Origin of the sequence: Leifsonia sp. 466MF, assembly GCF_900100265.1 — a bacterium.
In the GTDB taxonomy this organism is placed as follows: Bacteria; Actinomycetota; Actinomycetes; order Actinomycetales; family Microbacteriaceae; genus Leifsonia.
Map to the genome: position 1 here is coordinate 1,915,707 of NZ_LT629696.1, position 23,737 is coordinate 1,939,443.

24 protein-coding genes and 1 tRNA gene are annotated in these 23,737 nt (G+C 70.2%); 7 read left to right on the plus strand and 18 right to left on the minus strand.

Translation table 11 applies throughout. From position 1 onward, the window contains the following. Nucleotides 1–61: 61 nt before the first annotated feature. The gene (locus tag BLR91_RS09105) at nucleotides 62–1,075 is read right to left on the minus strand and encodes a LacI family DNA-binding transcriptional regulator (protein ID WP_089875582.1); all 1,014 of its coding nucleotides are present in this window, start codon (nucleotides 1,073–1,075) and stop codon (nucleotides 62–64) included. Between the two features lie 73 nt (nucleotides 1,076–1,148). Here BLR91_RS09105 and BLR91_RS09110 point away from each other — a divergent pair, with 73 nt between their 5' ends. Beyond that, nucleotides 1,149–1,982, plus strand: coding sequence for a UbiA family prenyltransferase (locus tag BLR91_RS09110; protein WP_018190834.1), 834 nt, complete (start codon nucleotides 1,149–1,151; stop codon nucleotides 1,980–1,982). Here BLR91_RS09110 and BLR91_RS09115 read toward each other — a convergent pair. Both BLR91_RS09115 and BLR91_RS09120 read right to left on the minus strand, forming a co-directional pair. After that, on the minus strand, nucleotides 1,964–3,361 hold the full coding sequence (locus BLR91_RS09115; RefSeq protein ID WP_089875580.1) for an MFS transporter: 1,398 nt from the start codon (nucleotides 3,359–3,361) through the stop codon (nucleotides 1,964–1,966). The genes BLR91_RS09110 and BLR91_RS09115 overlap by 19 nt on opposite strands. A 273-nt stretch (nucleotides 3,362–3,634) precedes the next feature. Beyond that, entirely contained in the window at nucleotides 3,635–4,951 is a 1,317-nt protein-coding gene (locus BLR91_RS09120) for an LCP family protein (RefSeq protein ID WP_231918867.1), read from the minus strand. Nucleotides 4,952–5,211: 260 nt separating this feature from the next. Between BLR91_RS09120 and BLR91_RS09125 the strand changes: the two genes are divergently transcribed. From BLR91_RS09125 to BLR91_RS09135, 3 genes are read left to right on the plus strand one after another with little or no spacing between them, the layout of a single operon-like run. Continuing rightward, nucleotides 5,212–6,429, plus strand: coding sequence for an epoxide hydrolase family protein (locus BLR91_RS09125; protein ID WP_089875575.1), 1,218 nt, complete (start codon nucleotides 5,212–5,214; stop codon nucleotides 6,427–6,429). Between the two features lie 44 nt (nucleotides 6,430–6,473). Then, nucleotides 6,474–7,445, plus strand: a complete 972-nt coding sequence (locus BLR91_RS09130; RefSeq protein WP_089875574.1) for an alpha/beta fold hydrolase — start codon at nucleotides 6,474–6,476, stop codon at nucleotides 7,443–7,445. Further along, nucleotides 7,435–8,478, plus strand: a complete 1,044-nt coding sequence (locus tag BLR91_RS09135; RefSeq protein ID WP_089875572.1) for a redoxin domain-containing protein — start codon at nucleotides 7,435–7,437, stop codon at nucleotides 8,476–8,478. Before BLR91_RS09130 ends, BLR91_RS09135 begins: the two co-directional genes overlap by 11 nt. A gap of 37 nt (nucleotides 8,479–8,515) precedes the next feature. Here BLR91_RS09135 and BLR91_RS09140 read toward each other — a convergent pair whose 3' ends face one another. The 3 genes from BLR91_RS09140 to BLR91_RS09150 form a co-directional block, all read right to left on the minus strand. After that, nucleotides 8,516–9,526: a helix-turn-helix transcriptional regulator gene (locus BLR91_RS09140; protein WP_089875569.1), complete on the minus strand. Its 1,011-nt coding sequence runs from the start codon at nucleotides 9,524–9,526 to the stop codon at nucleotides 8,516–8,518. After that, nucleotides 9,519–10,145 carry an MEDS domain-containing protein gene (locus BLR91_RS09145; RefSeq protein WP_089875566.1) on the minus strand — a complete coding sequence of 209 codons (627 nt, stop codon included), beginning with the start codon at nucleotides 10,143–10,145 and terminating at the stop codon, nucleotides 9,519–9,521. The genes BLR91_RS09140 and BLR91_RS09145 overlap by 8 nt, the downstream gene beginning before the upstream one ends. A 209-nt stretch (nucleotides 10,146–10,354) precedes the next feature. Beyond that, the gene (locus tag BLR91_RS09150) at nucleotides 10,355–10,978 is read right to left on the minus strand and encodes a GNAT family N-acetyltransferase (protein WP_089875564.1); all 624 of its coding nucleotides are present in this window, start codon (nucleotides 10,976–10,978) and stop codon (nucleotides 10,355–10,357) included. A 34-nt stretch (nucleotides 10,979–11,012) separates the two neighbouring features. Between BLR91_RS09150 and BLR91_RS20160 the strand changes: the two genes are divergently transcribed. Beyond that, a complete protein-coding gene (locus BLR91_RS20160) occupies nucleotides 11,013–11,159 on the plus strand; it encodes a hypothetical protein (protein ID WP_172823201.1) in 147 nt (48 codons plus the stop codon). A gap of 118 nt (nucleotides 11,160–11,277) precedes the next feature. Beyond that, the gene (locus BLR91_RS09155; protein WP_089875562.1) at nucleotides 11,278–12,453 is read left to right on the plus strand and encodes an RtcB family protein; all 1,176 of its coding nucleotides are present in this window, start codon (nucleotides 11,278–11,280) and stop codon (nucleotides 12,451–12,453) included. A gap of 74 nt (nucleotides 12,454–12,527) precedes the next feature. Here the strand turns inward: BLR91_RS09155 and BLR91_RS09160 are convergent. The 11 genes from BLR91_RS09160 to rplU form a co-directional block, all read right to left on the minus strand. Next, nucleotides 12,528–12,600, minus strand: a tRNA-Ala gene (locus BLR91_RS09160). A 94-nt stretch (nucleotides 12,601–12,694) separates the two neighbouring features. Continuing rightward, a complete protein-coding gene (locus BLR91_RS09165) occupies nucleotides 12,695–13,030 on the minus strand; it encodes a TFIIB-type zinc ribbon-containing protein (RefSeq protein WP_089875560.1) in 336 nt (111 codons plus the stop codon). Nucleotides 13,031–13,108: 78 nt separating this feature from the next. Next, nucleotides 13,109–13,486: a ribosome silencing factor gene (gene rsfS, locus BLR91_RS09170; RefSeq protein WP_018190821.1), complete on the minus strand. Its 378-nt coding sequence runs from the start codon at nucleotides 13,484–13,486 to the stop codon at nucleotides 13,109–13,111. Between the two features lie 61 nt (nucleotides 13,487–13,547). Then, complete coding sequence (locus BLR91_RS09175; RefSeq protein ID WP_231918868.1) at nucleotides 13,548–14,990, minus strand: hypothetical protein; 1,443 nt, start codon at nucleotides 14,988–14,990, stop codon at nucleotides 13,548–13,550. Then, nucleotides 14,987–15,589, minus strand: coding sequence for a nicotinate-nucleotide adenylyltransferase (gene nadD, locus BLR91_RS09180; RefSeq protein ID WP_020074894.1), 603 nt, complete (start codon nucleotides 15,587–15,589; stop codon nucleotides 14,987–14,989). The genes BLR91_RS09175 and nadD overlap by 4 nt, the downstream gene beginning before the upstream one ends. A 12-nt stretch (nucleotides 15,590–15,601) precedes the next feature. Next, entirely contained in the window at nucleotides 15,602–15,838 is a 237-nt protein-coding gene (locus BLR91_RS09185) for a hypothetical protein (RefSeq protein ID WP_018190819.1), read from the minus strand. Between the two features lie 53 nt (nucleotides 15,839–15,891). Beyond that, the gene (locus BLR91_RS09190) at nucleotides 15,892–17,172 is read right to left on the minus strand and encodes a glutamate-5-semialdehyde dehydrogenase (RefSeq protein WP_089875556.1); all 1,281 of its coding nucleotides are present in this window, start codon (nucleotides 17,170–17,172) and stop codon (nucleotides 15,892–15,894) included. Nucleotides 17,173–17,181: 9 nt separating this feature from the next. Beyond that, entirely contained in the window at nucleotides 17,182–18,051 is an 870-nt protein-coding gene (proB, locus tag BLR91_RS09195) for a glutamate 5-kinase (RefSeq protein ID WP_089875555.1), read from the minus strand. Then, the gene (obgE, locus tag BLR91_RS09200; RefSeq protein ID WP_018190816.1) at nucleotides 18,048–19,619 is read right to left on the minus strand and encodes a GTPase ObgE; all 1,572 of its coding nucleotides are present in this window, start codon (nucleotides 19,617–19,619) and stop codon (nucleotides 18,048–18,050) included. Before obgE ends, proB begins: the two co-directional genes overlap by 4 nt. Before the next feature lie 88 nt (nucleotides 19,620–19,707). Continuing rightward, nucleotides 19,708–19,965, minus strand: a complete 258-nt coding sequence (rpmA, locus tag BLR91_RS09205) for a 50S ribosomal protein L27 (RefSeq protein ID WP_018190815.1) — start codon at nucleotides 19,963–19,965, stop codon at nucleotides 19,708–19,710. A gap of 26 nt (nucleotides 19,966–19,991) precedes the next feature. Continuing rightward, nucleotides 19,992–20,300 (minus strand): 50S ribosomal protein L21, encoded by a 309-nt coding sequence (gene rplU, locus BLR91_RS09210; RefSeq protein WP_029042780.1) that lies wholly within the window; start codon nucleotides 20,298–20,300, stop codon nucleotides 19,992–19,994. A 287-nt stretch (nucleotides 20,301–20,587) separates the two neighbouring features. Between rplU and BLR91_RS09215 the strand changes: the two genes are divergently transcribed. Further along, entirely contained in the window at nucleotides 20,588–20,866 is a 279-nt protein-coding gene (locus tag BLR91_RS09215; RefSeq protein WP_089875554.1) for a DUF4031 domain-containing protein, read from the plus strand. Between the two features lie 34 nt (nucleotides 20,867–20,900). Here the strand turns inward: BLR91_RS09215 and BLR91_RS09220 are convergent, their stop codons facing one another. Then, a complete protein-coding gene (locus tag BLR91_RS09220; RefSeq protein WP_089875553.1) occupies nucleotides 20,901–23,489 on the minus strand; it encodes an Rne/Rng family ribonuclease in 2,589 nt (862 codons plus the stop codon). Between the last annotated feature and the right edge of the window lie 248 nt (nucleotides 23,490–23,737).

Below are 23,737 nucleotides of genomic sequence, written 5' to 3' on the forward strand. Positions count from 1 at the left end.
GAATGACGCAAGAACTCAACAATGCGTAATTCATTTGCGCACTTTTGCGTGCGCTTGCGGCTCAGCTCGCGTGCGGAGCGGGCCCGGTGGAACCACGCACCACCAGTTCCGGCTCGAAGAACAGCTCGTCCCGGATGGCCGAATCGCTGGAGATCTGACGGAGCAGGAGCTCGATGATCGTGCGTCCCATCGGCTCGATGGGCTGCCGGATCGTGGTCAGCGGAGGCTCGGTGCAGTTCATCAGCGCGGAGTCGTCGTAGCCGACGACGGAGACGTCGCGCGGCACCGAGAGCCCGGCCCGCCGGACGGCCCGGATCGCCCCGAGCGCCATCGGGTCGCTCGCGCACACGATCGCCGTAACGCCGGCGGCGAGAAGCCGGGTCGCCGCCGCCTGGCCTGCCTCGAGGGAGTACAGCGAGTGCACGACGAGGGACTCATCCAGCTCGTCGCCCCACTCCGCCGTGATCCGGCGGGCTGCCGCGAGCTTACGCTGCGACGGGATGTGGTCGCGCGGCCCCAGCAGCAGCCCGATCCGCTCGTGGCCGAGCGACCGAAGGTGCGTCAGCGCCTGGGTCGTGGCCACCGTGTCGTCGCAGGAGACCGTGGCGAATCCCAGAGAGTCGACGGGGGCGTTCACGAGGACGGTCGGGAGGTGCAGGTCGGTCAGCCGGCCGTAGTGGCTGTGGTCCGCATCCTGCTGGGCATAGGCGCCGCCGACGAAGACAACACCGGAGACCTGCTGCTGCAGCAGGAGCTCGACATAGTCGGCCTCCGAGATGCCGCCGGCGGTCTGCGTGCAGAGCACCGGGGTGTAGCCGTTCTGCGCGAGTGCTCCCCCGATGATCTCGGCGAAGGCGGGGAAGATCGGGTTCTGCAGTTCGGGGAGCACGAGCCCGACGAGCCGAGCGCGCTCTCCGCGCAGCTTGGTCGGCCGCTCGTAGCCCAGCACATCCAGGGCGGTCAGCACCGCCTGACGGGTGGCGTCCGACACTCCCGGCTTGTCGTTGAGGACGCGGCTGACGGTGGCCTCGCTGACACCGACCTTGCGCGCCACTTCGGCGAGTCGTTTCGACATGACCACAGTGTACGCAAATCCTTGCAGATCAACGCAAGTAGTTTGCAGTCCGGCCCCGGGATACGATGACGGCATGGCGAAGAAGGTGCTCTCCCTCCTGCTCGCCAGTCACCCAGGGCCCACCGTCGTGGTCACGGTGATCGCGACGCTGCTCGGCGTCGGCCTCGGCTATCCACCCGGCCGGCTCGTGATCCTCGCTCTGGCCGTGCTCTTCGGCCAGCTGTCCATCGGCTGGTGCAACGACTGGTTGGATGCGGCCCGCGACCGCGCGGTGGAGCGCAGCGACAAGCCGGCGGCGCGCGGAGACGTTTCGGTCCCGACCGTCCGCGTCGCCGCCTTCGTGGCGCTGGCGGCGGCGATCCTGCTGACGATCCCGCTCGGGCCGGGGGCGCTGATCGCCCACGTGGTCGCCATCGCCGGCGGCTGGGCGTACAACCTGGGGCTGAAGGCGACCGTCTTCTCGTTCGTCCCGTTCGCGGTGTCGTTCGGTGTGCTGCCCGCCATCGCCACCCTGGGTCAGGAGCAGCCCGCACTGCCGCAGTGGTGGGTGTTCGCCGCCGGCGCTCTGCTCGGCGTCGCCGCGCACGTCACCAATGTGCTCCCGGATCTGGAGGATGACGCGCGCACCGGCATCAGCGGGCTCCCGCACCGGCTGGGCGCGCGGCTCAGCGGACTGCTCGCCTTCGCGGCGCTCGCGATCGCGACCCTGCTCATCACGTTCGGCCCCGGCCTCCCGGTCCGCCCGCTCCTCATCGTCGGCCTGGTGATCGGCCTCGCGGCGACAGTGACCGGTGTGGTCCTGCTGTTCCGCCGGAGTCCGACGCGCCTCCTCATGCAGCTGATCATGACCTGCGCCATCGTGGACGTCGCCATGCTCGCCCTGACGGGTCAGTCGGTCACGGTCTGAATCTTGTCGGCGACCGGCGCCTTGTTGCGGATGCCGATCGCCGACACCACGCCGCCGACGAGCAGCAGCGCGGCCGCGGCGATCATCGCTCGGTGGAGTCCTTGCGTGTCGAGCGTGCCGCCGATGATCATCCCGGCGGCGGCGACCGCAAGCAGTCCGGCGATGCGCGACACGGCGTTGTTCACGGCAGACGCGATTCCCGCCTGCTCCGGGTGGATGGCGCCCAGGATTGCGCTCGTCAGCGGCGCGACGGTGATCGACAGGCCGACGCCGAACAGCAGCACCGCGGGCAGCAGGGTCGTCCAGTAGTCGACGTCCGTGCCCATCATCAGCAGCCAGAGGAAGCCCGCGGAGGCGATCATCGGCCCGACCGCCATGAACAGCCGGGGCCCGTAGCGTCCGGCGAGCCCGCCGAACAGGCCGGAGAGCAGCAGCATGCACAGCGTGGACGGGATGAACACGAACCCGGCCGCGATCGCCGAGAACCCGGCCACCTGCTGCAGGTACAGCGTGACAATGAGCGGGCCGAACGACAGCGCGCCGTAGACGAAGAACGTGGAGACGTTGCCGACCCAGAAGTTATGGACGCTGAACAGCCCGAGCGGCAGCATCGGCTGCTTCACGCGCGTCTCCACGATGAAGAACGCCACCAGGCTGAGGATGCCGACCACGAGCGGGATCCAGACGCGCGGATTCCCCCATCCGTACGTCCCCTGCTCGATCAGGGCGAACACGGTCCCGGCGAGACCGACCGATCCGAGGATCGCACCGGCGTAGTCGACGCGGCCGCCCATCCCCTTGTCCTCGCCCTTCAGGGTCATCATGAGGATCAGCGTGATCGCGATCGGGATCACGTTGATGACGAACACCCACCGCCACGACAGCGTGTCGACGAAGATGCCCCCGACCACCGGGCCGGCGATCATGGCCACACCGGTCCACGCGGTCCAGCGACCGATCGCCTTGGCCTGGGCCGGGCCGTCGAAGCGGGAGATGATGATCGCGAGTGAGCTGGGCACCAGCAGCGCCCCGGCGACGCCCTGCAGCGCGCGGGCGATCACAAGGAACACCCCGGTCGGCGCGAACGCACACATCAGCGACGTGATGCCGAAGCCGATCAGTCCCGCGTAGAGCACGCGCTTGCGGCCGAACACGTCGGACAGCGACCCGGCGATGAGGATGAGCGAGCCGAGCGTGACCAGGTAGCCGTCGACCACCCACTGCTGCAGCGGGAGCCCTCCGCCGAGCTCCCGCGAGATCGCCGGGAGGGCGACGTTGATGACGGCGCCGTCGAGGAAGGCGACGAAGCTCGCGAGGATCGCGATGACGAGCACTCTCAGCTGGAGCGACGACATCCGCTCGATCCGCACGTTGGTCATGGACTCATTCAACGTGGTCGCGGGGATCGAGGCAACATCCCCCGATCGCCCCGTGTCGGAACCGGAGGTGGATGCGGCTGCTCGGCGCCCCATCCCCTCCGTTTCCCGTCGACACGCCGTCGCAGCCCGCCGAATTCCTCCCTATTCGTCACGCAGCGACGCGCGCGACGAACGGAGGAGATACCGACCTGCACCCCGGCGTTTCGCCACGAACGGAGGCGGATGCGCGCCCGCGGAGCGCGCAGCTCCTCCGTTCCGCGCACCGAGACGCGGCTAGTTGTTGCCCTTCGTGCAGGTCTGCTGCGCCGCCGTCTGGCCGGTGATCGTCGACGGCAGCTCGACCGCTCCGCCGGCGGACGGGTCCGTCGTCGCGGGCGTGCCCGGCGCCGCAGGAGCGGTGGGCGTCGCTGGCGACGGTTCGCCACCCGGTTCCGGCGCGGGCGACGCGGTCGCCGTCGGGTCCTCGGCTGCTCGGCCGGTCGAGCCGGTCAGCTTCACCGGCTGGTCGTTCACGAGGGCCTCGTTGAGCGCGTCCGCCGCCGACTCCTGCGGAACCACGCGGTTGGGGTTGTCCGGGTCGGTCACCGCCGGGTACTGCACGAACACCATGTTCTGGAGTCCCGTGTCCTTAAGCGCCAGCGCGATCTGCACCAGCGTCGTCGGGTTCGTCAGGGTGTCCGACGGGGTGATGTTGTTCACGGCCGCCTTCGCCAGCGCGTACAGCTGCACCGGGTTCGAGAGCACCCCGCCGTCGACGACCTTGCGGGCGAGGGCCGACAGGAACACCTGCTGGTTGGAGATGCGGCCGAGGTCGCTGCCGTCGCCGACCCCGTGGCGGCTGCGCAGGAACGAGAGCGCCACATCCCCGACGATCGTGTTCTCGCCGGCGGGGAGGTCGAGCGGCGGGTTCGTGTAGTCGTCGGTGACGGGCGAGGCGAGGCAGACGGTGACGCCGCCGACCGCGTCCGACATGGCGCTGACGCCGTTGAAGTTGATCACCGCCGCGAAGGGGATGCTCAACCCGGTCATCTTCGACACCGTCGCCACCACGCAGTTGAGACCGCCGCGGGACAGCGCCGTGTTGAACTGCGCGTACGAGCTGCCGTCGATCGTCCCGCCCTTCGGGTCCGGGCAGTCCGGGATGGGCACCATCAGGTCGCGCGGGAAGCTGACGACCATCATGCTCTTGTGGTCCTGCGCGATGTGCAGCAGCATCGTGACGTCGTTGTTGCCCGCGCCGCTGCTGGCGTCCTGCTCGTCCTCGCTGTTGTAGATGCCGCCCAGATCGCTGCGGCTGTCCGTGCCGGCGAGGAGCAGGTTGACTCCGCCGGGGAGCGCGCCGACGTTCGGGATGTCCTGCGGGATGGGAGTCTGCCCGGGCAGCGCCTGCAGGTGGACGCCGGTCTTGATGGAGTGGGCCACATCCCACACCGCGTACGCGGCGACGGAGCCGATGCTGACGAACGCGACGACGAGCGCACCCGCGAGGAGCTTGAGCGCTGCGATCGCCGCACGCCGTCGCGGCAGCCGACCGTGACGGACACCCTCCGGCCCCCGGGCGCGCTGATGCCGTCGCGGCAGATCGGTCATCGGCATCCCTCGGTTCGGCGGACGTTGCTGAAATCCTAGCGACCCTCCCTTTCCGCGTGCTGCGAGGCGCGCATACGGGATGAGGACGTTCACATGGCCGCAGGCGGTGAGGGGTTCCCGCCACCCCGCGGCGGCGCAGGCGTTCCGTTGAGTGTTCTCCCCGATGCCAGGGGCGACCGGCCGGCGTCACCATCGACTCGCGACGGCCGCTCGACCGCCGAGTACCGCCCGGAACCACGGAGACCACCCCAGGAGCACCCATGACCATCGCCGAACACCGCCACGACGCCGACAGCACCCGTGCCGAGGACATCCGCCCGTTCACCTACACCGCCACCGACGAGGAGCTCGACGACCTCCGACGGCGGATCCGCGCGACCCGCTGGCCGGAGCGCGAGACCGTCGACGACAGCTCGCAGGGCGTTCAGCTCGACGTCATGCGCGCCCTCGCCGAGTACTGGGCCGACCAGCACGACTGGCGCACGGTCGAGGCACGGCTGGCCGAGATCCCGCAGTTCATGACGGAGATCGACGGCCTCGACATCCACTTCCTGCACATCCGCTCGCCGCACCCGGACGCCCTCCCGATGATCGTCACGCACGGCTGGCCGGGCTCCGTCATCGAGCAGCTGAAGATCATCGGCCCGCTCACCGACCCGAGCGCCCACGGGGCCGAAGCCTCCGACGCCTTCGATCTCGTCATCCCGTCGCTTCCCGGCCACGGCTTCTCGGGCAAGCCGGATGCGACCGGCTGGGACCCGATCCGCATCGCCCGGGCGTGGGCAGAGCTGATGCGGCGGCTCGGCTACGACCGCTACGTCGCCCAGGGCGGCGACTGGGGCAACGCCGTCACCGAGCAGCTGGCTCTGCTCGCCCCTCCCGGGCTCATCGGCATCCACACCAACATGGCCGCGACCATCCCGCCCGCCATCCAGGAGGCGTTGGATGCTCACGAGCAGCCGCCGGCCGACCTCGACTCCGAGGAGCGCGGGGCGTGGGACCAGCTCGCCTTCTTCTACGCGCACGGTCTCGCCTACGCGCAGGAGATGGGCAACCGGCCGCAGACCCTCTACGGGATCGCTGACTCCCCCGTCGGGCTGGCCGCGTGGATGCTCGACCACGACGCCCGCAGCTACGACCTCATCGCCCGGGTCTTCGCCGGCGCCTCGGAGGGACTGACCCGCGACGACATCCTCGACAACGTCACGCTGTACTGGCTGACGAACACCGCGGTGTCCTCAGCCCGGCTCTACTGGGAGAGCAAGCTCGCGTTCTTCGCGCCGAAGGGGGTCACCCTCCCGGTCGGCGTGAGCGTGTTCCCGGATGAGATCTACGCCGCACCACGGAGCTGGGCGACCGCCGCCTACCCGAACCTCATCCACTTGAACCGCCTCGACCGCGGCGGGCACTTCGCCGCATGGGAGCAGCCGGAGCTGTTCTCGCAGGAGCTGCGCGCCACATTCCGGTCTCTGCGCTGAGCACCGTCGGGGGCAGGATCGGATCAGACGACGGGAGCGCGACGATGGCGGGAATCGACGGGACATCCGAAACCGACGGGATGGGCGCGGTGCGGCAGGTGGACGCCGGCGAGCTGAACATCGGGTACACCGACAGCGGGCCGGCCGACGGACCACCGGTGCTGCTGCTTCACGGCTGGCCGTACGACATCCACAGCTTCGAGGGGGTCGTGCCCGCACTCGCGGGCGCCGGCTTCCGCGTCGTCGTGCCGTTCCTCCGCGGCTACGGCACGACGACGTTCCGCCACCCCGGCGCCCTGAGGACCGGTCAGCCGGCCGCGCTCGCCGCCGACGCGATCGCCTTGCTGGATGCGCTGGGCATCGAACAGGCGCTGGTCGGCGGCTGCGACTGGGGCGCCCGGACGACGAACATCCTCGCCGCCCTGTGGCCGGAGCGTGTGCGCGGGCAGGTGACCGCGAGCGGGTACCTCGTCGCCGGACAGGCCGCCAACGCGAACCCGCTGCACCCGGTGGACGAGCTGACGTGGTGGTACCAGTTCTACTTCGCCACCGAGCGCGGCCGGGCCGGCTACGACCGGTACCGCGACGAGTTCGCGCGCCTGATCTGGCGCACGGCGTCCCCGCGCTGGGACTTCGACGACGCCACCTTCGAGCGCAGCAGGCCGGCGTTCGCCAATCCCGATCACGTCGACATCGTCATCCACAACTACCGGTGGAGGCTGGGGCTGGCCGACGGCGACCCCCGCCTCGACGAGGTGGAGGCCCGCATCGCGGCCCGTCCGGCGATCCCGGTCCCGGCGATCACTCTGGAGGGCGACGCGAACGGCGCCTTCCACCTCGATCCGGCCGCCTATCGCGACCGCTTCACCGGACCGTACGAGCATCGACTCATCACCGGCGGTGTCGGGCACAACCTGGCGCAGGAGGCGCCGCGCGCGTTCGCCGACGCCGTCCTCGACGTCGCGCGGATGGCCGACGAGGCCGCCACCCGAGCGGAGAACGACCGTGTCGGCTGACGACGACCGCGAGCGCGGCCTGTTCCGCACCATCGCGCACCGGCTCGCGGGCGACGAGGAGCCGCTCCCCGACGAGGGCCGGCTCCCACCGTTCGCCCGCGCCACCGGCTGGCTCAACTCCGAGCCGCTGACGCCCGAAGGCCTGCGCGGCCGCGTCGTCCTCGTCGGCTTCTGGACCTACACCTGCGTCAACTGGCTCCGCACGCTCCCGTACCTGCGCGCCTGGCACGAGAAGTACGCCGCCGACGGGCTCACCGTGATCGGCGTCCACACGCCCGAGTTCGGGTTCGAACACGACCGCGCCAACGTGATCGAACGCACCCGCGCGCTCGGCGTCGAATACCCGGTCGCGGTGGATGACGACTACGGCGTCTGGGACGACTTCGCCAACCACTACTGGCCGGCCGTCTACCTGGCCGACGCCGACGGGCGGCTGCGGTTCCACCATTTCGGCGAGGGCGAGTACGAGCGCACCGAGATGATGATCCAGCGGCTTCTGACGGCGGCGGGCGCCCGCGATCTGGATCTGAACCTCGTGATGGTCGAGCCGCACGGACTGGAGGTGGCGGCGGACTGGCGTGACCTCCGTTCGCCCGAGACCTACCTCGGGTACGGCCAGAGCAGCGGCTTCGTCTCCGAGTCGGCCGACCGCTACGACCGGAGCGAGTCCTACGACGGCACCGGCGCGCTGCCCCTCAACGGCTGGGACCTGACGGGCCGCTGGACGCATGCACGGCACGCGGCCGTGCTCGACGAGGCCGGCGGCAGCGTCGCGTTCGCCTTCCACGCACGTGACGCGAATCTCGTGATGGGACCGACCCCGGCCGGCACCCACATCCCGTTCCGTGTGCTTCTCGACGGCCGGCCGCCCGGCGACGCGCACGGCACGGATGTCGACGCCGACGGTGGCGGCGTGGTCGACCGCCAGGACACCTTCCAGCTGATCCGGCAGCAGGGCCGCGTACAGGATGCGGTGCTCCAGCTGGAGTTCGACCGCACGGGGCTCGAAGCGTACTGCTTCACCTTCGGGTGATCCGCGCTCGGGTGATCCGCGCTCGGCTGACTCCCGGTCAGACGACCCCGTGCCGGAGCGCGAACGCCGTTGCCTCGCTGCGCCGACCGACCCCGATCTTGCGGTACAGACTCGTGATGTGGCGCTCGACCGTCCGGTCACTAAGCCACATCACACCGGCGATCTCCTTGTTGCTCAACCCCTGCGCGAGAAGGCCGAGCACCTCGAGTTCGCGGCGGGTCAGCGTCTCGTCGAGCGGCGCCATGTCGTCTGCCGCCGAGCCGCGCACAGGAGCCGGATCCAGAGGTGAGCCGCGCAACGCTACGACGGCCCGCTCCCCCGCATCCGGTGCCGAGAGAGGATGCGTGCCAGCGGCACCGAGCGACACGTTCGGGTCGTCCGCCTCCTTCGCCGCCTGACGGACCCGGCGCGTCGCCTCCGTCAGTGCCGGGCCCAGGTCGTCGAGGAGGGCGTGCAGGGCGTGCGTCTGACGATCGCGCTCCCGCTCGGCCGCCCGACGGGCATCCTGCTCGGCCGCCAGGCGCCGTGCCGTGTGGAGGGCGATCGCCGCCTGCCCGACCGCGACCCGCAGCAGGTGCGTCTCCCGCTCGGTCGGGAAGTCGGCCCGGGATGCCGCCACCAGCACGCGTGCCGACTCCCACGGCAGCGCCAGGCTGAGCCCGGCGACCCGGGTGATCCGTCCGGTCGTCGCACCGCCCACCTCGGCCGTCCGCACGGCGGCTGTCGCGAAACCGGTCGGACCCGGTTCCGTGCCGCCGGAGTCCGGGAACGCACGACCGGACCGCAGCGCCTCCACCAGGGAGTCCGGCGCAGGCGGCCCGGACGGACGCCAGGCCTCGAGCCGCTCCTGACCGCCGGGGATCTCGAACCGGGCGAAACCCGCCTCCAGCCGCAGGACGCCGACCAGGACGCTCAGCAGGCCGTCCGCGATCTCGGCGGGACTGTGATCCACCCACAGCGACGGCAGCGCGAGCATCGCCCCGAGGTCGCGCATCCACCCCCGATCGTCGGGTGCGAGGGCGGGCTCGGGGGCGGGATAGTCAGCCACGGGCGCTCCGTTCCTGCAAGAACTCCTCCGGCGGTACGAAGAACGGGTTCTCCTGCAGCAACCCGCCGATGAGGACCATCGGATGCGTGCGCAGGATGTCAATGATGAAGGCGCCGTCGAAGCGGGACGTGTCGTAGGCGCAGATGACCACGTGCTGGTGGCGGGCGTGCAGGAAGTTCGCCCGCGCCTCGAACTCGATCAGATCGTCCGCGACCCCGTCCCGGTCGACCGCCCACCCCATGTCGGCAAGCAGCCGGATGCGCGGGCGGCCCGACGTGCCGAGCATCGCATCCAGCTGGTCCAGCATGTCTGCCTGGTCGAAGTCCCCGCTGCGCAGGTACGTCTCGGCCCAGGTCCGCACCTCGCAACGCCTCTCCTCGAGCAGCGCGCCCGTGTCGAACCCCAGGCGACGGAGACGGCGGAGCGGAGCACCGGGCGTCGCGGTGTCCACCAGGTACAGGAGGCGGTCGCCCGCATCCACGCCGTCCCGGAGGAACGGATCGAGCACGGCGTCGGCCTCCGCCTGCCCGTTCACGAAGGCGCAGACATGGCGGTAGCGGTCGAGCACCCCGCCGGCGAAGGTGACAGGGTCTGTTGCGCGTGGGATCTCGGCTGCCATCCACGACTCCCGTTCCGTGCGGGAGGATAGCCCAGCGATGACGCGACGCACAACGGGCACCGACCGTTCCGCGCACCCCGGCTAGCGGCTACGCTCGCCTCATGACGAACAAGACCCCGCGCGAAGAAGAGATCCAGAAGGAGCAGGAGGCGAAGGACGCCGAGAAGGAGCGTCTGGAGCAGGAGGAGGAGCGCCGCCTGCGCTGAGGCTCAGCCTCCTTCTGCAGGGTTGCGCGCATCCCGCCACATCGTGGTGACGGCAGCCCCGTCGATGACGGAGGTGAAGCCGCCGACCGCCCGGAAGCCCGCGCGCTCATACCGGTGGTCGTTGGCCGGATTCGTCGATTCGAGGTACGCCGGGAGCCCGTCCGCATCGAATCGGGCGAGATCCTCGGCGAGCAGCCGCTGACCGATCCCCCGCCCGCGATGAGCGGGATGCGTGGCCAGCAGGCTCAGGTACATGTGCGGTTCGCCGTGCGGGTGCGTCTCGTCGAACCGCTGCCACAGCCGCCGGTACGCCTCGAAGCGCTCGGGCGTGAGCGTGCGCGCCATCAGGGCGTCCACCTCCGCCTCCTGCTGCTCGGTGAGTTCGTCGACCCCCGGCGGCAGCCAGACGGCGACAGTCGCTGCCTCGCCCGAGGGGCCCTGCTGCATGGACACCGTTCGATGGCCGATCGCGCCCTCGACGAAGTACCGCCAGAACCGCTCCAGGTGCGCGGTTCCGCCGTCCGGCGCCGCAAGAGCGGGCCCCCACACCGGGTCGTCGCGGAAAGCCAGGGCGATCGTCGTCGTGATGGCGTCCGCGTCGGCCGGGCCGGCGATCCGAGTGTCCATGGATGCGACTGTACTTCCCAGAATCACTGCTGGCATGTATAGTCGTGAATCCTGCGCCGACCGGCGCAGGCAGCCCACGCTGAAGAACGCCGAACGGAAGGACACCGGGATGCTCAGCATGCAGTACCCGAAGCGCGAACAGCGCACCTTCCGCGCGCTCGAGCGCCCGCGGGGTCTGTAGCACCGCACCTTCCGGTGTGTCGCAGCCCCGCCGTTCGAGGTCCGGGGCTGACCTCCTCCTTCGCATCTCCGCGGGGAACGGCCGTCCCGGCCGCACCCCGATGAGAAACGAAAGGATCATGGAAAGAATCTCGAACCGCCTGCTGAGCTGGGCCTCCCTGCTGGAGGACTCCACGCGCGAGCAGGCGGTCACCACCTCGCGGATGCCGTTCATCCACCCGCACCTCGCCCTCATGCCGGACGCCCACCTGGGCCTCGGCGCCACGGTCGGGTCGGTCATCCCGACCCTCGGCGCCGTCATGCCCGCGGCCGTCGGCGTGGACATCGGATGCGGGATGATCGCCGTGCGGACGCAGTTCACGCGCGACGACGTGGCGGCCTCCTCCGCTCCGCTCTCGGAGCTGCGCACCCAGATCGAGCGCGCCATCCCACTGTCCGCCGGCGCCCGCAACCGGAAGATCGTCGCGACCGCGGAGCCGCGCATCCAGGAGCTGACAGAGCTGGCCGAGCAGGCCGGCTTCGACCCGTCGACGCACCTGCGCGACTGGGAGCGCCAGCTGGGGTCGCTCGGCTCCGGCAACCACTTCATCGAGGTCAGCCTCGACGAAGAGGACGTGGTGTGGCTGTTCCTGCACTCCGGCTCCCGTGGCGTCGGCAACCGGATCGCCGGTCACCACATCAAGGTCGCGCAGGCGCTGATGGAGAAGTGGTGGATCGAACTCCCCGACAAGGACCTCGCCTACCTGGTCGAGGGCACGCCGGAGTTCGACGAGTACATCGCGCAGCTGCGGTGGGCTCAGCACTTCGCGCTGCTGAACCGTGAGGAGATGATGGACCGTGTGGTGCGTCAGACGTCGGAGTGGTTCGGCGTGGACGTGATCGAGTCGGAGCGCATCAACTGCCACCACAACTTCACGCAGAAGGAGAACCACTTCGGCAAGGACGTCTGGGTGTCGCGGAAGGGCGCCATCTCGGCGCGCGTCGGCCAGGCGGGCCTGATCCCCGGTTCGATGGGGACGGCGTCGTACGTGGTCTCCGGGCTCGGCAACCCGCTCGCGCTGCACTCCTCGCCGCACGGCGCAGGACGCCAGTTCTCGCGGACGGCCGCGCGCAAGCGGTTCACCATCGAGGAGCTGCGTGAGGCGATGACCGGAATCGAGTTCCGTGACACGGAGGCGTTCCTGGACGAGATCCCGCAGGCGTACAAGCCGATCGGCCAGGTGATGGCCGACGCGGCCGACCTCGTCGAGATCCGCCACACGCTTCACCAGCTGGTCAACGTGAAGGGCGACTGACCGCCAGCGGCCAGACACCGACCGTAACAGCACAGAAGGCCGGCCCTTTCGGGCCGGCCTTCTGTCATCTTCGGTGGATCTGAGGGGACTCGAACCCCTGACCCCCTGCATGCCATGCAGGTGCGCTACCAGCTGCGCCACAGACCCAGAGTGTGCGCCGTTCGGGCCTTTCGGACCTCCCGGAACAACTCATTCAGACTACTACATCGCGCCCGCCAGAAAAAACTGAGCGCCGCTCGTGTCAGTCGAACAGCTCGCTGAGCCAGTTCTCCTTCTTCTTCTTGTAGGGGCGTTGGCTCTGCTGGTCGTAGCGAGGGTCGCTGTAGCGCTGGTCGCCGTACCGAGGCTCACGATACTGCGGCTCCGCGTACGGCTGCGGCGCGGCGTACTGCGGCGGCACCGGCTGCGGGGCGGCCTGGGGGCCGGGCGCGGCCGGAACCGAGGTCCCGGCGCGGTCGATGATCTTGTCGAGCTCTCCACGATCGAGCCAGACTCCCCGGCACTCCGGGCAGTAGTCGATCTCGATGCCGTGGCGTTCGCTCATGACCAGGGTCGCGTTGTCGTTGGGACACTTCATGTGCCCATCCAATCGGCCCTTCATGAGAGGCCTCTCAGGTGAACCCGACAGAACGCTGGGAGCCGGGTGCGCGGCGCCTTACTCGGCGTTCTCGTGGACGGGCAGCTCGATCGGGATCGTCGGGCAGTCCTTCCAGAGGCGCTCGAGCGCGTAGTACATGCGGTCCTCTTCGTGGAAGACGTGCACGACGAGGTCGCCGAAGTCGAGGAGCACCCAGCGGCCCTCCCCCTTGCCTTCACGGCGCAGCGTCTTCACTCCGGCCTCATTGAGGCGGTCCTCCACCTCGGAGGCGATGGCGACGACGTTGCGCTCGACGCGCCCGCTGACCAGCAGGAACGCATCCGTCAGCGGCAGCGGGCCCGACACGTCGAGGGCCACGAGGTCCTGTCCGCCCTTCGAGTCGGCGGCGGCGGCAGCCACCTGCAGAATCTCCCGGGCGTGCTGGGATGCGGTCACGGAAGGTCCTCCGGTCGTGGGGTCGCGGTCGGTGCGAGAAGAGTGGCGCAGGTGCGGATGATCAGAACACCTTCAGCACGTAGGCGGCCACGAGCAGCGCGGTGACGCTCACCGCCAAGACGCCGGCCGTGACCATGAGGATCACCGGCAGCGTGTTGCCGCGCTTCTTCGGCGGGGCGATGACGCCCCGGGTGGAGGTGTGGGTGCTGATGGCGCGCGACGCGCGGACCGGCTGAACCTCCGAGGTGTTGAACTCGTTCTCCTCGCCGTCGAGCAGACGGTCGAGGTCCGAGGAGTCGATGCGGTCGGGGTGGGCGCCGGTGGCTCCCATCCCGCGCGGCAGGTCGATCGAGCCGGTGACCAGGATCTCCCCCGTGCTCGTCAGCGGCGCGCGGGTATCCGGCTGCGGGATGACGGGCAGGATGAGTGCGTTGGTCGTCGTCGCGGCGGTCGACTGGGCGACGTTGCGCGAGATGATCGGCTGGTTCTGATCGTCCAGTTCGGCGGCCGTCGACCAGTGCCCGGTCGGCGGGGTGAACGGCCGGCGCTCCTGTGCGGCGGTCTCGCTCGGCTCCTCGTTCTTCGCCGGGGCGGGCGCGGACGGGGCCTCGACAGCGGGGGCGTCGGCCTTCGGCTCCGCAGTGCCGAAGGCGGCGAAGGGAGAGGTGGAGCTCTGGGTGACCGTGGTCTCGGACTGGCCGGAACGGGATGCGGTCGGCGCTGACGACGGAGTCAGCGGGGCGAACGGCCAGGCCGACTTCTCGCTGGTCGGGGCGGGCGTCGCGGGATCGGCTGCGAGCGGATCGGCGGCGGGAGCAGCAGCAGCGGCCTGCGGAGCCGACGAGCCGGACTCCGCTGCACCTTCCTTGGCGCCGGACTCTTCGGGACCGGACGTGAAGGACACGGGGAAGACCTGCTCCCCGGCGGCCGGCGCGTGATTGGCCTGGGCGTTGGCCTCCTGAGCCTGCAGCATCGCGCGGAGCTCGCGGCGCGTCAGAGTGCGCTCCGACCCGGCGTTCGCTGAAGCCGGCGGGGTGGACGCGGGTGCCGCGGGCGGCGTGGTCGGCTGGAGGATGGCCATCGGCTGCGTGACGGGCTCGGGCTGCGTGGTGTCCGGACCCTGACGGAACAGGTCGAAGGCGTCACGCGACGGCGACGAGACGCCGGGTTCAGCGAAAGCGCTGGCCGGAATGGCCGGACGCTCCGGCTGGGCCGGCGCCTGCTCGGCCTTCGGGGCGGCGGGCTCGGCCTGCTTCGACTCGGACTGCGGCTTCTCGGCGCCCTGCGCCTCAGCCTGCGGCTTCTCGCTCTGCTGCGCCGTGCCGGCCGCGGCAGCACCCTCGTCGGACGCGCGCGGGGGCACGGTGGTGGTCATCTCGGGGATCTGCCCGCCGGGGGTCGGCTCAGCGGTTCCGGCACGTCGGGAGGCGGAGCGCTCGAACTCCCTCGCCTGTCGCCGCGTCTGCGGCTGGCCCGTCGGCGGCTGTTCAGGCCACGATGTCATGCCACGCTCCGATACAGATGGTGTTTGGAGATGTATTGAACAACCCCGTCCGGTACCAGGTACCACACCGGGAATCCCCTGCTCACCCGGCTCCGGCAATCGGTCGACGAGATCGCCAGGGCCGGAACTTCCAACAAGCTTACGTCTTGCTCCGGCAATCCAGAAATACTCAAGTCATGTCCCGGGCGACTCACAGCCACGAAGTGGGCGAGCTCCCAGAGCTCCGCGACGTCGCGCCAGCTGAGGATCTGGGCGATGGCGTCCGCGCCGGTGATGAAGAACAGCTCGGCGTCCGGACGCTCGCGGTGCAGGTCGCGCAGGGTGTCGATGGTGTAGGTGGGACCGACCCGGTCGATGTCGACCCGGCTAACCGTGAACCGCGGATTGGATGCGGTCGCGATGACCGTCATCAGGTAACGGTGCTCCGGCGGGGTGACGGCGCCCTTCTGCCAGGGCTGACCGGTCGGGACGAAGATGACCTCGTCGAGGTCGAACGACTGGGCCACTTCGCTGGCGGCCACCAGGTGGCCGTGGTGGATGGGGTCGAAAGTGCCGCCCATCACACCGATCCGCGGCCGGCCCGTCTCCTTCAGCTCCATGCCCGGATCGGCTCAGTGCCCCTGGGTCGGGTGGCCGGTGCCGTGGTGCGTGGCGCCCGGAGCGCCCGCGTGGGCGGCGGCGTCGGGGGCGGAGCGGTGGCTGTGCCGGTTGGCGACATCCTTGAAGCTCCAGGCGACGAAGGCGAGGGCGATGAAGAGGACGATGGCGATAGCGCCGAACGCCCAGGTGGGCATCGGCAGTTCGACGTGGGTCTCCGCCTCGGCGAGGACGGTCGTCAGGAATGACATCGTGCGTGATCCTTTCTCGGGGCCTTCGGCCCACCGTCAAGTCTAGCGGTCGGTCACGCCCGGACCTGGCCGGACCCGCGGACGATCCACTTGGTGCTGGTGAGCTCAGGGAGTCCCATCGGCCCGCGTGCGTGCAGCTTCTGCGTCGAGATGCCGACCTCGGCGCCGAACCCGAACTCGCCGCCGTCGGTGAAGCGCGTCGAGGCGTTCACCATCACGACCGCGGAGTCGACCTCGGCCAGGAAGCGCTCGGCGTTCTGGAGGTCGTTCGTGATGATCGACTCCGTGTGCTGGGTGGAGTACCGGCGGATGTGCTCGATCGCCTCGTCGAGGTCGTCGACCACCTTCACGGAGATGTCGAGGCTCATGTGCTCGGTGGCGTAGTCCTCGTCCGTCACCGGCACCGCATCCGGAGCGAAGGGCAGGGCGCGGTCGTCGGCGTGGATGGTGACGCCCTCGGCGCGCAGCGCGGAGAGCACGGGAGGCAGCAGCCGCTCGGCCGCGGCGCGGTGCACGAGCAGCGTCTCGACGGCATTGCACACGCTCGGCCGCTGCACCTTGGCGTTCCGCACGATGTCGACGGCCCAGTCCTCACGGGCCGACTCGTCGAGCACCACGTGAACGACACCCGCGCCGGTCTCGATCACCGGCACCGTCGACTGCGTCACCACGGCCTGGATCAGGTCGGCGCTCCCCCGAGGGATAAGCACGTCGACGAAGCCGCGCGCCGTCATCAGCTCGGCGGCGCCTTCGCGGCCGAAGTCGTCGATCGTCTGCACGGCATCCGACGGAAGGCCGGCGCTCGCCAGCGCCTGCTGGATGACGTGCACGAGCACGCGGTTGGTCTCGATGGCCGCGCTGCCGCCGCGCAGCACCGCGGCGTTGCCGCTCTTGATCGCGAGCGCGGCGATGTCGATCGTGACGTTGGGGCGGGCCTCGTAGATCGCGCCGACGACGCCGAAGGGGACGCGCACCTGCGTGATCTTCACACCGTTCGGCAGCGAGCTGCCGCGCACGGCCTGCCCGACCGGGTCGGTCAGGCCGACGATCTCGAGGACGGCGTCGGCGAGACCCTGCAGGCGCGCCGGGCTCAGCGTCAGGCGGTCGAGCAGGCCGGTGGAGAGGCCGTTCTCACGGCCGTTGGCCAGGTCGAGCTCGTTGGCGGAGAGGATGTCGGCCGACGCGGCGAGCACACCGTCGGCGATGGCGCGCAGCGCGCGGTTCTTACGATCCGTGTCGGCGATCGCGAGGTCGCGCGACGCGGTCTTGGCGGCGGCGAGCCGTTCGTGCAGGGAGAGCGCGGCCGTGGGCAGCGCACCGGTCAACGAGGACATGCGTCGATTCTAGGACGCCGCGGCGTCGGAGGTGACGGCTGCGGTCGAACCGGTGGAGAGCCCGGACCTGGGGACGGACCCGTCGGATCCGTGCGTGTCGGGCGCCGGGGCGAACCAGGTCCCGACCTGCTCGCCGCGCAACGCCTGCGATACCAGCGACGTGGCGGTGAGCACCACGGCGGTGCCGCGCTCGGCGGCCTGGCGGGCGGCCGAGACCTTCGTGACCGCTCCCCCGCTGCCGACGCCGGAGAGACCGGTCGACCCGATCTCGACCCCCTCCAGCTCGTCGTCCCAGCCGACGACCTCGATGCGCTCGGCGCCGGGCTCGTGCGGCGGACGCGTGTAGAGCGCATCCACGTCGGACAGCAGCACCAGGAGGTCGGCGTCGACGAGCAGTGCGACCAGCGCAGCCAGGCGGTCGTTGTCGCCGAACCGGATCTCGTGCGTCGCGACCGTGTCGTTCTCGTTCACGATGGGCAGGATGCGGAGGTCGAGCAGCCGCTCCATCGCACGCTTGGCGTTGCTGCGGTGGGTCGGGTTCTCCATATCGCCCGCGGTCAGGAGCACCTGCCCCGCGACGATGTCGTAGCGATCGAAGCTGTCCTGGTAGCGGTAGATGAGCACCGTCTGACCGACCGCGGCCGCCGCCTGCTGCGTCGCGAGGTCGGTGGGGCGCTCCGAAAGCGACAGGAAAGGCGTGCCGGTCGCGATGGCGCCGGACGAGACGAGGATGACCTGCGTACCGCGGCCGTGGGCCTCGGCGAGGGCGTCGACCAGCGGCACGATCTGCCCCGCGTTCTCGCCGCTGATGGACGACGAGCCCACCTTGACGACGATGCGTCGGGCGGAGGGGATCTGGCTGCGGTCGTCGATGGTCATTCCTCTGCGGTCTCCTCGTCTCCACGGCTGCCGTCGGCCGCGCTGCGCACCACGTTGTCGTCGTAGCTGTCGTCCTGCCACAGCCCGGCCTCGCGCTCGCGCAGGAGCTCTTCGCGGGCCTCGGCCTTCGCATCCATCCGCTCGAAGTAGTCGTCGCGGCGCTGAGCGCGGGTCGGACGCGCGTTGGTGTCCAGACGCACATCGCTTCCGCGTGGCGAGGTGATGAGCTCCGCGGTGGAGGTGAGCGTGGGCTCCCAGTCGAACACCACACCGTTGTCACGGCCGATGACGACGGTGGAGCCGGCGACGGCGCCCGCGCGGACCAGCTGGTCCTCGACGCCGAGCTTCGCGAGGCGGTCCGCCAGGAAGCCGACGGCCTCGTCGTTGGCGAAGTCGGTCTGGGCGACCCAGCGCTCCGGCTTCGCGCCCAGGATGCGGTACACCGGGCCGTCCGTGCCGCCCTCGACCTTGACGACGAATCCGGAGTCGTCGACGGCCTTCGGGCGGATGACGATGCGGGGTCGTGCCTGCTCCAGCGCGGCCTGCTCGGCGCGCGCCTGCTCCACGATCTCGGCCAGGGCGAACGACAGTGGGCGGAGGCCTTCATGGCTGACCGTCGAGATCTCGAAGACGCGGTAGCCGCGCTGCTCGAGCTCCGGGCGGACGAAGTCGGCCAGTTCGCGGGCGTCCGGGACGTCGATCTTGTTCAGAGCGATCAGCTGCGGACGCTCCAGGAGCGGCGTCTGCCCCTCGGGGACCGGGTAGGCGGCCAGCTCGCCGAGGATGACGTCCAGGTCGCTCAGCGGGTCGCGACCGGGCTCCAGGGTCGCGCAGTCGAGCACGTGCAGGAGGGCCGAGCAGCGTTCGACGTGACGGAGGAACTCCAGGCCCAGCCCGCGTCCTTCGCTCGCGCCCTCGATGAGACCGGGGACGTCGGCGACGGTGTAGCGGACGTCGCCCGCCTGCACGACGCCGAGGTTCGGGTGGAGCGTGGTGAAGGGGTAGTCGGCGATCTTCGGCTTCGCGGCCGACATGGCAGCGATGAGGCTCGACTTGCCCGCCGAGGGGTATCCCACCAGGGCGATGTCGGCGACCGTCTTCAGCTCGAGCTGGACGTCGCCCTCCCACCCGGGGGTGCCCAGCAGCGCGAAGCCCGGCGCCTTGCGCTTCGGGTTCGCCAGCGCGGCATTGCCGAGGCCGCCGACGCCGCCGGGAGCGACGACGTAGCGCATGCCGGGCTCCGACAGATCGACGAGCTCGTCGCCGTCGGCGCTCTTGACGACCGTGCCGACCGGGACGGGCAGTTCGAGGGTCTCGCCGGTGTGGCCGCTGCGGTGGTCGCCCATGCCGAAGCCGCCGTTGTCACTCGAACGGTGCGGGTGGCGGTGATAGCCGAGCAGCGTGGTGACCTGCGGGTCGGCGACGAGGACGATGTCGCCGCCGTTGCCGCCGTTCCCGCCGTCGGGACCGGCCAGCGGCTTGAACTTCTCGCGCCGGACCGAGACGCACCCGTTGCCGCCGTTGCCGGCGCGCAAGTGCAACGTCACGCGATCAACGAACGTCGCCATGGTGCTCTCCTACTGCTTGTGGTGCTGAAACGGCGGATGGGCGGGCCGAAGCCCGCCCATCCGGAAGAGTGGTGCTCGTGGTCGAGGCTCAGGCCTCGGCCGCCACGATGTTGACGACCTTGCGGCCGCCCTTGGTGCCGAACTCGACCGCGCCGGCGGCGAGGGCGAACAGCGTGTCGTCACCGCCACGACCGACGTTCACGCCGGGGTGGAAGTGGGTGCCGCGCTGGCGGACCAGGATCTCGCCCGCGTTGACGGTCTGGCCGCCGAAGCGCTTCACGCCGAGGCGCTGCGCGTTGGAGTCGCGGCCGTTGCGAGTGGAGCTCGCTCCCTTTTTGTGTGCCATGGTGTCTTCTCCTCGAGAGCCGTCGGCTACTTGATGCCGGTGATCTTGACGCGCGTGAGCTCCTGACGGTGGCCCTGGCGCTTCTTGTAGCCGGTCTTGTTCTTGAACTTCTGGATGACGATCTTCGGGCCGCGGAGGTCGCCGAGGACCTCGGCGGTCACGGTGACCTTCGCGAGGGACTTGGCGTCGGAGGTGATCTTGTCACCGTCGACCAGCAGCACCGGCGCGAGCTCGATCTTGCCGTCCTTGTCGGCCTTGACGCGGTCCATCGTCACGATGGTGCCGACCTCGACCTTCTCCTGCCGGCCACCGGCGCGCACAACTGCGTAAACCACTTTCACGTACCTTTTCGTCGGGGAACAGTTCCCGGCGCTGCCGCGGACCTGGTCCTGCTTCTTCAACTGTTTGGAAGTCACTGGCGAGTCCCGCCGGTAGCGACATGCTCCCGGCTGCTCTCAGAAAACCATGATGGCTGCGCGGGTCACACCCGGCACACACCAACGGTCAACTTTACCCGACGCCCGACAGGCCGTCAATTCAGCGCCGTCGTCACGGTGGCGACACCGTTCCGGCTTCGGGACCGTCCGGCTCCGACTGCGGAACCGGTTCCTAGAATCATTCTATGACGGTCCTGATCGATCCCCCGGCATGGCCGGCTCACGGCATGTTGTGGTCGCATCTGGTCAGCGACGCGTCTCTCGACGAGCTGCACGCCTTCGCCGAGGCGAACGACATCCACCGCCGCGCCTTCGACATCGACCATTACGACGTGCCCGACCGGCGCTACGACGAGCTCGTGGCGGCCGGAGCGCATCCCGTCTCCGGCAAGGAGCTCGTGTCGCGGCTCATCGCCAGCGGGTTACGGGTGCGGGCGCGCGACCGGGTCCGCCGCCGGCACTGACGGCGTCCCGGTCGCTCCGGCCCGGTGGTGGAGGCTACTCGCCCTTCGGCGCCAGCTCACCGCCGGCGATGACCGCCGTGCTCGCGCGTCGGCTCCGGTTGCGGCCCTGACCCGGCTCCTTCGGCGCGGGCAGCGCCTCGAGGACGGAGTCGAGCAGGAGCTCGGCCTCCTCCGGCGACGGACGCGCCGCGGTCGGGCGCACCTCCGCCGGCTCCGGGAGGTCGAGGAGCGGGAGGATCGGCTCGGCCGACGGCTCCGAAGCCCCAGCCTCGGGCGCAGCCTCCGCCGAGCCCTCGGCCGGCTGCTCCGACGCGGGCTCGCTGACCGCGTCCTCGGACGGCGTGGTCTCGGCCTGCTGCCGGTCGGCACCGCCCTTGCCCTTGCGGCGGCGCTTCTTCGTGGCGGTGACCTCGGTCAGCGTCACCTCGGTCACGCTGATCTGCTCGACGTCGGCCGACGCGGCGTTCTCCTGCGCCTTCGCCTCCTCGTCGTGGTGGATGGTCGACGCGGCGATCTTGGCCAGCGCGTTCTTGGCGTCGTCGGTGATGGCGTGTGTGCCGTTGTGGCCGCCAGCGCCGTTTCCGCCGTTTCCGTTGCCGCTCCCGTTCGAGCCGCCGTTGCTGCTGCCGCCGGCGCTTCCACCGCGGCCGCGGCGACGCTCGTTCTGCGGCTGCTGCGGCTGGCGGTGCTTGACGACCGGGTCGTGGTGGACGATGACACCGCGGCCGGCGCAGACCTCGCACGCCTCGCTGAAGGTCTCCAGCAGGCCGAGGCCGAGCTTCTTGCGGGTCATCTGCACGAGACCGAGCGAGGTGACCTCGGCGACCTGGTGCTTCGTCCGGTCGCGGCTCAGGCACTCCACCAGACGGCGGAGGACCAGGTCGCGGTTCGACTCCAGCACCATGTCGATGAAGTCGACGACGATGATGCCGCCGATGTCGCGCAGCCGGAGCTGACGGACGATCTCCTCGGCCGCCTCCAGGTTGTTCTTGGTGACGGTCTCCTCGAGGTTGCCGCCCGAGCCGACGAACTTGCCGGTGTTCACGTCGACCACCGTCATGGCCTCGGTGCGGTCGATGACGAGCGAACCGCCCGACGGCAGCCACACCTTGCGCTCCAGCGCCTTCTCGATCTGCTCCGTGATGCGGAACTCGTCGAACGCGTCGCGCTCCCCCGTGTACGGCTCGACACGGTCGAGCAGGTCGGGGGCGACCTGGCGGAGGTAGTTCTCGATCGTCTGGCGCGCGTCGTCGCCGGCGATGACGAGCTTCTGGAAGTCCTCGTTGAAGACGTCGCGGATGATCTTGATCAGGAGGTCCGGCTCGCTGTGCAGCAGAGCAGGAGCCTGCTGGGTCTCGACACGCGTGCTGATGTCAGCCCACTGCGAGGTCAGGCGGGTGACGTCGAGCGTCAGCTGCTCCTCGGTCGCACCCTCGGCGGCGGTGCGCACGATGACGCCCGCGTTCTCGGGCAGCACCTCCTTGAGGATCTTCTTGAGGCGCGAGCGCTCGGTGTCCGGGAGCTTGCGGCTGATGCCGTTCATGGATCCGCCCGGCACGTACACGAGGTAGCGGCCCGGGAGCGAGATCTGGCTGGTGAGGCGGGCGCCCTTGTGGCCGACCGGGTCCTTCGTGACCTGGACGAGCACGCGGTCGCCCGGCTTCAGGGCCAGTTCGATGCGGCGCGGCTGGTTGCCGGTCTCGACCGCATCCCAGTCCACCTCGCCCGAGTACAGGACGGCGTTGCGGCCACGGCCGATGTCGACGAACGCGGCCTCCATGCTGGGGAGCACGTTCTGCACGCGGCCGAGGTAGACGTTGCCGATGAGCGACGCCTCCTGCGAGCGGGCGACGTAGTGCTCGACGAGCACCTTGTCCTCGAGCACGCCGATCTGGATGCGGCCACCCTTCGAGCGGACGACCATCTGCCGGTCGACGGACTCGCGCCGGGCCAGGAACTCGGCCTCGGTGATGACCGGGCGGCGACGGCCGGCGTCGCGACCGTCGCGGCGGCGCTGCTTCTTCGCCTCGAGACGCGTGGACCCCTTGACCTTCTGCGGCTCGGTGATGAGCTCGGGCTCGCGCGGCGTGCGCACCTTGACGACGGTGTTGGCCGGGTCGTTGGCGTTGTCGCGCGACTCGCCCGCGCGGCGGCGGGACCGACGGCGGACACCGCCGGCGGGCTCCTCGTCGCCCTCGGGGAGCGGCGGGAGCGGCAGGACGTCCGGCGCCTGGAAGAGCAGGGTCGTCGGGGGCAGGCCGGGCGCGGCGGCGCCGACGACCGGCGCCTCCACCTCGCCGTGCTTGTCCGGGAGCGCCGGGGGCTCGAGGCCGGCAGCGGGCTGCACGCCGTCGGCGGCGAGGGCGCGCTGTGCCGCGGCCTCACCGGCGGCGGGCGCCGTCTCCTCGACGGTGGCAGCCTGTGCCGCTTCGGGCTCGGCGGCCGTCGGCTCGGCGGCCTGCTCGGCCGCACTCTGTCCGGAGGAAGGCGGGAACGCGTCGGCCTGTACGGCCTGGAAGGGCTTCTTCACGACGCGTCGTGCGCCGAAGAGCCCTTTGCGCTTCCGTCCTCCCGTCTCCGTCTCGTTGTTGTCCGTGTTGTCGATATTTTCGTTATCCACCATCGCTGGTGCACTCCTCGACCGGTGGCGGTTGCCCGCTCACCGGGTCTCTCCGTCGGGAGGCGGCGCGAGCGGCGCCTCCCTCAATCCTGTTCGGATACCGCCGGGCTCGTGGCGCGGCCTGCATCCGGCTCATGTTCTCCACCGGCCATCACGGCCGGCATTTTTCACGGACGCTCTGGGCGCCCTCAAGCCTTCTGTCGGTGCTCCCGGCCTCGGCCGGGACGACTGCTGCAACGATTATCGCACGG

What these genes read in the sequence shown, in the direction of transcription:
- BLR91_RS09105 (WP_089875582.1), bottom strand. Translation starts at nt 1,075, where the DNA reads ATGTCGAAACGACTCGCCGAAGTGGCGCGCAAGGTCGGTGTCAGCGAG.
- BLR91_RS09110 (WP_018190834.1), top strand. Translation starts at nt 1,149, where the DNA reads ATGGCGAAGAAGGTGCTCTCCCTCCTGCTCGCCAGTCACCCAGGGCCC.
- BLR91_RS09115 (WP_089875580.1), bottom strand. Translation starts at nt 3,361, where the DNA reads ATGACCAACGTGCGGATCGAGCGGATGTCGTCGCTCCAGCTGAGAGTG.
- BLR91_RS09120 (WP_231918867.1), bottom strand. Translation starts at nt 4,951, where the DNA reads ATGACCGATCTGCCGCGACGGCATCAGCGCGCCCGGGGGCCGGAGGGT.
- BLR91_RS09125 (WP_089875575.1), top strand. Translation starts at nt 5,212, where the DNA reads ATGACCATCGCCGAACACCGCCACGACGCCGACAGCACCCGTGCCGAG.
- BLR91_RS09130 (WP_089875574.1), top strand. Translation starts at nt 6,474, where the DNA reads ATGGCGGGAATCGACGGGACATCCGAAACCGACGGGATGGGCGCGGTG.
- BLR91_RS09145 (WP_089875566.1), bottom strand. Translation starts at nt 10,145, where the DNA reads ATGGCAGCCGAGATCCCACGCGCAACAGACCCTGTCACCTTCGCCGGC.
- BLR91_RS09150 (WP_089875564.1), bottom strand. Translation starts at nt 10,978, where the DNA reads ATGGACACTCGGATCGCCGGCCCGGCCGACGCGGACGCCATCACGACG.
- BLR91_RS20160 (WP_172823201.1), top strand. Translation starts at nt 11,013, where the DNA reads ATGTATAGTCGTGAATCCTGCGCCGACCGGCGCAGGCAGCCCACGCTG.
- BLR91_RS09155 (WP_089875562.1), top strand. Translation starts at nt 11,278, where the DNA reads ATGGAAAGAATCTCGAACCGCCTGCTGAGCTGGGCCTCCCTGCTGGAG.
- BLR91_RS09165 (WP_089875560.1), bottom strand. Translation starts at nt 13,030, where the DNA reads ATGAAGTGTCCCAACGACAACGCGACCCTGGTCATGAGCGAACGCCAC.
- BLR91_RS09175 (WP_231918868.1), bottom strand. Translation starts at nt 14,990, where the DNA reads ATGACATCGTGGCCTGAACAGCCGCCGACGGGCCAGCCGCAGACGCGG.
- nadD (WP_020074894.1), bottom strand. Translation starts at nt 15,589, where the DNA reads ATGGAGCTGAAGGAGACGGGCCGGCCGCGGATCGGTGTGATGGGCGGC.
- BLR91_RS09185 (WP_018190819.1), bottom strand. Translation starts at nt 15,838, where the DNA reads ATGTCATTCCTGACGACCGTCCTCGCCGAGGCGGAGACCCACGTCGAA.
- BLR91_RS09190 (WP_089875556.1), bottom strand. Translation starts at nt 17,172, where the DNA reads ATGTCCTCGTTGACCGGTGCGCTGCCCACGGCCGCGCTCTCCCTGCAC.
- proB (WP_089875555.1), bottom strand. Translation starts at nt 18,051, where the DNA reads ATGACCATCGACGACCGCAGCCAGATCCCCTCCGCCCGACGCATCGTC.
- obgE (WP_018190816.1), bottom strand. Translation starts at nt 19,619, where the DNA reads ATGGCGACGTTCGTTGATCGCGTGACGTTGCACTTGCGCGCCGGCAAC.
- rpmA (WP_018190815.1), bottom strand. Translation starts at nt 19,965, where the DNA reads ATGGCACACAAAAAGGGAGCGAGCTCCACTCGCAACGGCCGCGACTCC.
- BLR91_RS09215 (WP_089875554.1), top strand. Translation starts at nt 20,588, where the DNA reads ATGACGGTCCTGATCGATCCCCCGGCATGGCCGGCTCACGGCATGTTG.
- BLR91_RS09220 (WP_089875553.1), bottom strand. Translation starts at nt 23,489, where the DNA reads ATGGTGGATAACGAAAATATCGACAACACGGACAACAACGAGACGGAG.